Raw genomic sequence first — 9466 nt, forward strand, 5'->3', positions numbered from 1 at the left:
TATGATCTATTTTAGGCTGCGTCACTAGACCCAGTACAATGAAAATGACTGTAGGTGTAGTCCTCTACATCAAAGTTATTTGAAGCAGTAATAGGGGTTGTGACACAGCCCCGAAGGGCGAATTTATCAGAGTGGTCTTCTTTGTTAGCCTTTCTTAACGTAGAACGACTATGTCTTCAAAAGGCTGCCTCGAATACCTCACTGATAATTTTCGCTAAAAGAGCAAATTCTAATGCGGATTGGTATTAAAAGTTCTGTGCTGGCTCTATCACCAAAATACTGTCTTGTAGTGGGTTTTCAGATTGCTCATACAAATCCCACACTAACTTATAATCAAGTTCTAACTCAGTAACATAAAACCCATCAACCGGATAAGTTTTTACAACTCTAGCCCCTTTAATTAAGCCAGAAACCAATATCTTAGTATCGCTATTGCTCATTGCCCAGTCATGTACCGCTGTGCTCGAGTTTAACTGCAAACCATACACCTGTTCAGTCAGCTCACGGTAAGCCAAAATTTTAGACGACTCCATCGCCATTAATAGTTGCTCACTTCGGCGCTCAGCAGGTTGGCGGTCAATCGGGGCATATCCCACTGCGGTCAATACTGGATATACACTAGGACGATATTGATTAGAACTGCTTTGAAATAAGCTACAACCACTAAGCAGTATGCAGCCAACGATGAGTAATGTTCTCATGTATAAAATCGCCTTATAGACGCGCAAATTAGAAGTGGCATCACAAGCCATCGGTAATGTGATGTTTGAGTTATTGTGTATCGGTATCGTCATCAGTTTCAGACAACAATAATCCCGTATCGGCGACTAAATCTTTGGTTGTGTAACCGGTGAAATAATTCATACCTAGCTCAAGGGCCGCCGCACCGGCGCCAATATAACCAGAATACAACATGCCGCCTAACAATTTGGATACTGGGCTAATTTCTGTATCGGTAGAAATTTGGTAGATGTCAGACAAAATAGGGATATGGTTTAATATATTAACCGAATCAAATAAATCGTTACCATCCAGGCCATCTTCACCAAATGAAAACGAGTACATATCATCAAGGGTGCTCGAAGCTTCATCGGTAGCTGTTAGCTCATCATGTGTAATGCCCACGGTTGATTGCAATGGATTACTCAGTGCTGTCGATGCTGAAGAAACAGCCGAGGACACTGCGTTAGTCACAGCTGTACTGTTAATCATGCTCGTTTGTAACGAAGACAATAGCTCTTGTTGCATTTGTGAGACTAAGTCATCTGATACGGCTAACGACAATAAATTATCATTGCCTAAGCCTGTTTGCTGCAACAGCTGGTCTTGAAGGTTTTCAACGGAAAGCACTTCAATATTTGACAAGTTAGTTAATGATGAATCAATCGCCTCAGAACCTGATGATAGTGAGCTAAGCAAGGCACCAAAAGTGCTTTGGCCAAGACCGTTTTCTGTAACTGCATCTTGCTGATCCGTAATGGTGTTGACAGCACCTGCGGCTGTTGTAGCAGCGGTTGCAGCAGTATTTAACGAATTTATTAAGGACAAAGTGAATTCCTAATCAAGGCTAAGGGCTGTTGATACTTATTGGTTAAATATCATTCGTCATAAAAACGTGTTAATCAAAGAAAATATTTTTGCCTTGTACCTTACAATTTCAATTATAGGCAACAACTCTCTGTAAAAACTTTTAGTAAAAATTTAAGAGCTCGTCATATCTAAATATTTAATTTCAACAAATAAACATATTGAAACAGATAAAGATATTGAAAAATAAATCTCTAAAGCTACATATTACAAAAATTTAACTTACACTGTGTTGTAAAATATTTTAACCTCATGTGAAATGTTAATTAAAAAATTACCATTCTGCCTCAAAGTAAAAGCAATCCTATTGAAACAAGGCTAAATATTCACACAACGACGAAAACATTAATCGTGACCGATATCTCAATAAACAAAAAATCGTATAAAAAACAATGTAAAACCCAACTAATAAGTTGTAAGAACAATTAGATACAAATACATAATAAATCAATACAAAGTAAATATAAGTAAAGATCGGTAAACTCAGGTAAAAGGAGGTAAACATCAAGAAGAAGGCTTTTTTCGGGTAAAAAATAGCATAAAATTATCGCTGAATTAAACTATCGATAACTTTGCGGATAACTAAAATGAATAAATCGTTGCCATTTAGCTTACTATTTTTAACATTTTTATCCGCGTGTTCAACTACCGAAGTTGTAGAAATAAAAAGCCCAACAAAAGAAAATACAACCATTAGTGTTGTTGAAGACAGTGAAGAAATAATTAAAGGTGACCCTCGTTACCGCCCAGTTAGAAATAACAATATTCAACAGGCCCCGCAAGTCACAGGTTCTATATTTAATCCTAATAATATTTATAGCATCTATCAAAACAATAATCGTTATGAAGTCGGCGACATGATAATGATTAAACTGAATGAAGAAATGACCTCTAAAAAATCGATAACCTACCAAAGAGATAACACCAACGAATTCACTTTGTCGCCATCGATTACAGCTGGTAGCATTAATATTAATAGCGACAATCTAGATGCCGACTACAGCCAAGAAAAAAGCTTTGATAGCTCTGCAGAAAGTAATCAAAATAACTATTTATCTGGCACCATTACTGTGTCGGTAAGAGAAAAACTCCCTAATGGCAATTTGATTGTTGCGGGTGAAAAGTGGCTTAAGCTCAATAAAGGTGATGAATATGTTAGATTTTCTGGCGAAATAAGAGTGACCGACGTAGCGGCCGATCATTCTATTGACTCAAACATGGTTGGCAATGCTATTATTGAAGTTAGCGCTAAAGGCGACCCGCAAGACAACCAAGATCCTTCACTTATCAGTAAATTACTCAATATTTTCGGCTAACTAATGATCAAGCTGTTATTTGTTTTCGGGCTATTATTAATGCCATTAATGGCACACGCTCAATGGTATGTTGGCCAAGCATCGATGGCTGTAAATGAAGATGATTATGATGATGTTCGTAAAAAGGTCATCAAACAGGCAATTGAAAATGCTTCATTGCAGGCTAATAGCTTTGTCAAAATAGAATCCACGGTTACCGATGGTATTTTAAGCCAAAGCTCAAGCAGCATTCAGTCTGAGCATCAAATTAGTGAGATAAAAATCCTTAATGAATCACTGAAAAACGACATCTTAACCATTAATGTCAAAGTGAATCTAAAATCGAGTCTAAATTGCACTAAAGATCGCTACCTTAAACAACTTATTATTGCTCAATTTCCTCTGCTAACTCCTGCGCAAGCTACGACAGGGGATGTATTTAGTCTACCTTTTCATGTTGTATCTCGCTTTAAAAACGAGTTAATCAACCAACCTAACGTATTTGTCGAAGAGCTGATCCCTGAAATGGTCTTTAGGCCCGAAATTGACATGGACACAGTCGATTTAAAAGCAGTGAAAAGCATTTCTCACTCACTTAATAGCCAATATCAAAGCCAATATTTGGTCTTTGGTTATATCCGTGACATTGGCCTGTTTAATGAAACCACCTCCAGCCTATTGAATAAAACCACCACCCCTAAGCGTAACTTCACGATAAAAGTGTTTATGTACGACAGGATCAGCGACAGTATTTTAGTTGAGAACGAATACCACGGTGAGGGCGACTGGAGCTTTGACTCTTTTAGCCGCGTTGATTTAGCCAATAGTTTATTTTGGCGCAGTGATTATGGAAAAACCATTGTTGATACGCTGTTTAATGCAGCAAAAGACATCAACGAAACCTTAAGTTGTGAAGCCACTAAAGCCACGGTAATCAACAAGGATGATCAATATATTACGATTAATATTGGTACTTTACACGGTGTAAATAAAGGCGATGTATTTCAATATATCAAACTCAATAGTATTGCCTTAAACCACACAGTGCTTTCTACCTTGATGCCACCCACTGAACCGACGCTCTTGAAAGTGGTTCAAGTCAGCAACAAGATAAGCTTGCTGCAAGTGCCTATTGATGCTGATCCAAGTGGCATGAAGCAGCATCAAATTGATCTTTATGACGTCGTAACAACTGTACCGCAAAAGTAGTTCACATTTCATATCTATACACCCGAGTGCAATGGAGTGCGCTCGCCGTATTTATCCCAAGCATCAGAAAACTGAACATTTCCTAATCAATCAGAACCACGTACAATCATCTGGCACGATTGGAATTCTTAGTAATCATGGGATAAATGATGCCGTTAATGGATGACGTCGCTAAATTAAAAGCACAACTCGCAGAGCTTGCCTCACAGCAGCAGGCACAACAAACCGATGTAGCACAGCAACTCGCTAAATTTGGTCAGCAATTGGATGCATTGTCGCATAAAGTGCAAGCCCAGTATCAACGTGACGCGATTAGTGACAGCCATGGCAATGGTGACGAGCAGAGTAACCCCAATACTCAAGTGTTAAGCCCTACACTAGACAACTCAGCACATGACATACAGCAACACAGTCATCTTTCAGAACCAAGCCGCAGCGCCCAGCTTCAACCAAAAGCGCACGATACTTCCTCAGCTAGGGGCAACCATACTACTGATTCTAACCAACCAACACCCAATCTAGGCCCAGCAAGACAAAGTGCACTTAGCGCCATGATCACCCAATTAGCTGAAGCCATTGCCGAATTTAGTTCTGCCGCATTAGCACCACTTTCCGGGTTAACCGATCAAGCAAGACAATTCTATCAACACTACCAAACTAAAGGGTTAGGCCCAGTCTTTTTGATGACCGTAGCCGGGATCATCACCCTGACTTTAGGTTTTGGCTACTTATTGCAATATTCAATCAACAATTGGTTTTCTGAGCTGGCTAAGGCCTTGCTTGGGCTTGGAGTGGCTAACAGTGTTATTGCTGGCGGCGTATTTATTCGACAAAAACGAGCTGGAATGGAAGATTTTGGCTCAGGGTTGGTAGGACTAGGGCTTATTCTTAACTATTTGTGTCTGTATTTTCTTGGACCTTATTTTACTATTATTCCCGACACGGTTTGCTTTGGCCTGTTACTACTCAACACCCTGCTCGGTTATGGCCTGTCATTTAAACTCGACACCAAAGTGGTGGCTATTGTCGCTTTACTGGGTGGCTCGCTAGCACCATTAATGTTGCTCGATGGCGGACAAGCTCCATTACTCTACTTACCTTACTTACTGCTTATTGGTATTTGCTCTATGGTACAAAGCCATAAGCTAGCCTGGCCAATATTAGTTGAAGTGACCGCTCTACTGCATATTGCTTGTATCCAAGTGCTTAGTGTATTTATCCCATTACCATTTGCCTCTATTGGCTGGCAAACGGGCCTGACATTACTCGCGATTAACGGGTTATTTTATCTTTACAGTATCGCCAGCTTATTGTTTGTCATTAAGCCTGCATTGACGCCACGTTTACTCGCTGTGCCTATCGCATTAATGATATTTATCCTTTACACACTGACAGAGTGGAGCCGTTTTGCTGGCGAGCTATTTGCCGTAAATGCGCTCTTGTGTTCGTTATTGTATTTGATCTTAAAACGCGACAAAGACATCAGTGCCCTGGCACTTGCTTTTGCAGGTAGCTTTGCCGGCTTTGCAGCGCTCTTTTTACTCAGTGCTGAACTGACGGGGCTAGTGCTGTTGTTAGAGGGATTATTGTTACTGTGGATAGGCTGTAAACACCGATTTAGTCCAATTAGAGCTGAAGCTTATGTGATGTTAGTGTTAGGCATTGTCAGCAGCTTTATTAATCTGTTCGATGTACTGACACAATCACATTACCAAGAACAAGGTATGCTAAATGACCAAACCTTGTTAAGTATATCGATGCTACTCACTTGTGCACTAACTTATGCGGCTCAAAAGCTTATTACCCGGTATCAAACTGATTTATTGAAACTTGATCGCTTGGCAGTACATTTTATTCGCGAGTTGCTTGGTGTGCTTTACTCAGTGACCATCGTGGTTATCTGCTATTTTGTCTCTGATGAGTATTGGTTAAACACCCTACCATTGATTAGCCTATTGCTGCTTTATATGAGTGCAAAATATACTTTGCGGTTTAATGAGGTACTGGCTTGGCTATGGCAATTACCATTATTAGGCTTGGTGATTTTTGCTATGTTAGATGCAAACAGCCTTAGCTTTGCAGACCAAGCATTGAACGCCAAACTGGCGCGAATTGAATTGTTTGTTGGCTTATTGTTGGCCCACTATTGGTACAAAAAACACTATGCCAATGCTAAACTGATCCGCCTAGCTTATTATGTGCAGTTAGCCTGCTATATTGCACTTCCGCTATTATTATTACCTAAGGTTATGCGAAGTTGGCCTGAATATATTGCGATTTACTTATGGTTAAGCAGTATTGGCAGCTTGGCGATTGCCTATTTTGTTCGCCATAAGATTTTACGTTATGAAGCGCAAATTCTTACTGTGTTAGCGATATTAATTACAGCTGCAATGTGTCTCGCAGAACTATGGCAAGGGCTTGTAGCGTTAACGATTGGGCTATTGTTGCTAGGGTTTATTACATTGCGTTTTTTACAATTACCGGCAGAATGGCAACAAATCACCAGGTTACATTGGCATATCAGTCCGTATTATTTAGGGCTAGTGATTGCTGTAATGAGCCAAACCTTAACTAATCTGTTTTATCCCTCATGGGCAATCACAGCCTTAATCATGTGTGGTTACTTTACGCTAATTACCGAACGCAATAATGTTATAGGCCAACAATTCAAACATGCACTTTCTCCGAGTTATAGCCTGGCGTATTTTGCTATTTTTGCCTGTGCATTGTTACCCTTCATACTGCATAGCGACATATCGCTGTCGTTGAGTATGGATAATTTACTCGTGAATATTGCTGAGTTGGGGATACTCGCTTTATTAGGGCAATACTTAATGAAGGCTAGATTAGCGATTCGCGTCCACAAAAAAATACTCCCAGCTACAGCATTGAAATGGGCTTGGCATGGACTGTTAACGCTAAGTTATATGTTGTGGTGTTATCAGTTCAATATCAGCATAGCTGCACCAATGAGTGCGATATTATTGGTTGTTCACGCAAGTGTGGTGATGTTTATCAGTTTACGAGCATTACAAGCTAATTTGGTTAAACTTGCTGCACTGCTCTTTGCGCTAGCATGCATAAAAGTGATTGTTATCGACATGGCCTCTTTCGAATTAGTCCAAAAGATTGTCGCCTTTATTGTGATTGGCGTGATTTTACTGACGGTGGCGTACTTTTATCAAAAAGCGAAGAATAACCTGCAAGCACAAAGCTTAACATCTTAGTTATCATATAAGTTTGCCAGCTTTATACGCTGGCAAACTTAGAATAGACAGTAATACTCGATAAAAAGCTATTTTGCGAAACGCTCTACAGCTGGATAATCAACAATGACAGCTTCTTCAAGTAAAGCTCGGCGTAACATGTCATACGCAATCGCGGTACTAAGGCTACGCACAAGTTGGCGTGAGCGTCTTGGTAACTTAACCATTTGACTGTAAATACCATGCTTTGTTGCTAACGCAATTGCGACTGTGCCAACAGGTTTTTCATCAGAGCCACCATCAGGGCCAGCAATACCACTGGTTGCTAATGCAAAATCACTCCCTAGAATATCACGCGCACCTTGAGCCATTGCTTCAACGGTTGCAATAGACACGGCACCATGATCGTCAAGGATCTGCGGGCTCACTCCTAGCACTTTCACTTTTGACTCATTACTGTAAGTCACAAGGCCATGGTGTAAGTATGTAGAACTGCCAGGAAAGTCGATTAACTGACTGGTAATCATACCGCCTGTACAAGACTCGGCAACACTCAAACTCAAACCAGATTGATATAATCTATGATGAATTTCGGCCGCCAATGTAGGACGGTTTTCAGCAACAACGGCAGTTCCAAGTAATGCTTTTACCTGCTTAGTGACTCCAGGCAAATTGCGAATCGCTTTATCACCACGGGCGAAAACTTTAATTTCGATGTGTGGCATTGACGAGCGGTAACCTAACTCAATGCCTTCTGGTAAAGTTAATTCAGATAAAATATCTGCAAGTGATGACTCACCATGGCCTATCGTGAGCAGCTTTTCTAACGCTGACTTTTGCTGAACACCAAACTCTTCAGTAATGAAGGGAATAAACTGCTCGGTGATCATGTGCTTTAATTCAAAAGGCACACCAGGTGTAAAAAACAACCATGCTTTATTGAGCTTAACTCTAAACCCACAAGCCGTTCCAACAGGGTTATCAACCATAACTGCAGATGCGGGCAACCATGCTTGTTTTAAATTACTTTTAGCCATAAAGCGGTGATTACGAGTAAACCAGTCTTCTAAATGTTCGCGCCACTGAGTGTTTTCAACTAACTCTTCACCTTTAGCCTTCGCCATAGCTAATGCAGACATATCGTCACTGGTAGGCCCCAAACCACCATTAACAATAATCACATCGGCATGCTTACTGCGCTCTTGAAATACAGCAACCAGATCATCAAGGCGATCACCCACAGTGACCCGATGTTGCATTTCAATACCTATTTCCATCAAGGTATTAGCAACCCACGCAGCATTGGTATCAATAATCTGACCTGATAATACTTCTTCGCCTGTACAAATCATTTCTAACTTCATTGTTAACCCTTATCCCATACAATTGGCACTTAACTTAGGGGAGCAATATGAGAATGGCAAGGAAATAGATCGATTTTGTTCAAAATTAACACTTAACTAAATGAATGGATTACAAAATTTCAACATAACTGAGTTATCTCGTAAGTCATTTCAAAATTTACGTATTCAACGTCTTTCCATACAATGCTAACACTGGCTTGATAGCCTTCAAATACTGACGGTTAACTACGCTTAAACGAGAGTGATAATATTGATTATACCAATTCCATTAATTATGTGGCCAATCAGAGCCACTCAGATTGTTCAGTTTGAGACGCATTGTTGAAATAATGGTTATTCCCTTCTAAGACAATGCAACAAAGAAATGAACGGTCTGAGTGTCTCCTGCAAGGCGGGTTTCTGTGCCTTCTATGCTGCTTAATAGCATTTTGACGTACGACTGCATGGATGCAGGAGGTAGAGCAACGCAGGAGCAGTTGCCGAGAACAACTATGTCTACAATTCTATTACTTGCCTAGAAGGCACAGAATTCCCGCTGAATGACCAGATAATTAGTGGAATTGGTATTAGTGAGACTACTGAAATATGTGTGTTTTACCAATCCACATTAGAATGTGCTTTTTAGCGCAAATTATCATATTAGAGGAAGGCTTTTAATGGCATAACATCAAGTGTAATCGGCAATTGCTCCTGCGTTGCTCAGCCTCCTGCATCAATGCAGTCGTAAGTTCAAAAAGGCTAATACCATTTACATTAATTAATTGGTCAGTTTTGTCCACCGTCTAGAACATAGTTGAGTCAC

The 9466-nt window shown here is 40.2% G+C and carries 6 protein-coding genes; 3 read left to right on the top strand and 3 right to left on the bottom strand.

From position 1 onward, the window contains the following. Positions 1-245: 245 nt before the first annotated feature. On the bottom strand, positions 246-701 hold the full coding sequence (locus IEY42_RS18640; protein WP_188926798.1) for an LPP20 family lipoprotein: 456 nt from the start codon (positions 699-701) through the stop codon (positions 246-248). Between the two features lie 70 nt (positions 702-771). After that, positions 772-1548, bottom strand: a complete 777-nt coding sequence (locus IEY42_RS18645) for a hypothetical protein (protein ID WP_188926799.1) — start codon at positions 1546-1548, stop codon at positions 772-774. 626 nt (positions 1549-2174) lie between these two features. On the opposite strand from IEY42_RS18645, the gene IEY42_RS18650 reads away from it, so the two are divergent. From IEY42_RS18650 to IEY42_RS18660, 3 genes are all read left to right on the top strand, one after another. Beyond that, positions 2175-2903: a flagellar basal body L-ring protein FlgH gene (locus IEY42_RS18650; RefSeq protein WP_188926800.1), complete on the top strand. Its 729-nt coding sequence runs from the start codon at positions 2175-2177 to the stop codon at positions 2901-2903. A gap of 3 nt (positions 2904-2906) precedes the next feature. Next, entirely contained in the window at positions 2907-4091 is a 1185-nt protein-coding gene (locus IEY42_RS18655; protein ID WP_188926801.1) for a flagellar assembly protein T N-terminal domain-containing protein, read from the top strand. A gap of 149 nt (positions 4092-4240) precedes the next feature. Beyond that, positions 4241-7321 carry a DUF2339 domain-containing protein gene (locus IEY42_RS18660; protein ID WP_188926803.1) on the top strand — a complete coding sequence of 1027 codons (3081 nt, stop codon included), beginning with the start codon at positions 4241-4243 and terminating at the stop codon, positions 7319-7321. A 68-nt stretch (positions 7322-7389) separates the two neighbouring features. Here IEY42_RS18660 and IEY42_RS18665 read toward each other — a convergent pair whose 3' ends face one another. Beyond that, a complete protein-coding gene (locus tag IEY42_RS18665) occupies positions 7390-8664 on the bottom strand; it encodes a CinA family nicotinamide mononucleotide deamidase-related protein (protein ID WP_188926802.1) in 1275 nt (424 codons plus the stop codon). Positions 8665-9466 lie beyond the last annotated feature (802 nt).

It is taken from the genome of Shewanella algicola, from assembly GCF_014648035.1.
GTDB lineage: Bacteria > Pseudomonadota > Gammaproteobacteria > Enterobacterales > Shewanellaceae > Shewanella > Shewanella algicola.

What these genes read in the sequence shown, in the direction of transcription:
- IEY42_RS18660 (WP_188926803.1), top strand. Translation starts at nt 4,241, where the DNA reads ATGCCGTTAATGGATGACGTCGCTAAATTAAAAGCACAACTCGCAGAG.
- IEY42_RS18655 (WP_188926801.1), top strand. Translation starts at nt 2,907, where the DNA reads ATGATCAAGCTGTTATTTGTTTTCGGGCTATTATTAATGCCATTAATG.
- IEY42_RS18650 (WP_188926800.1), top strand. Translation starts at nt 2,175, where the DNA reads ATGAATAAATCGTTGCCATTTAGCTTACTATTTTTAACATTTTTATCC.
- IEY42_RS18640 (WP_188926798.1), bottom strand. Translation starts at nt 701, where the DNA reads ATGAGAACATTACTCATCGTTGGCTGCATACTGCTTAGTGGTTGTAGC.
- IEY42_RS18665 (WP_188926802.1), bottom strand. Translation starts at nt 8,664, where the DNA reads ATGAAGTTAGAAATGATTTGTACAGGCGAAGAAGTATTATCAGGTCAG.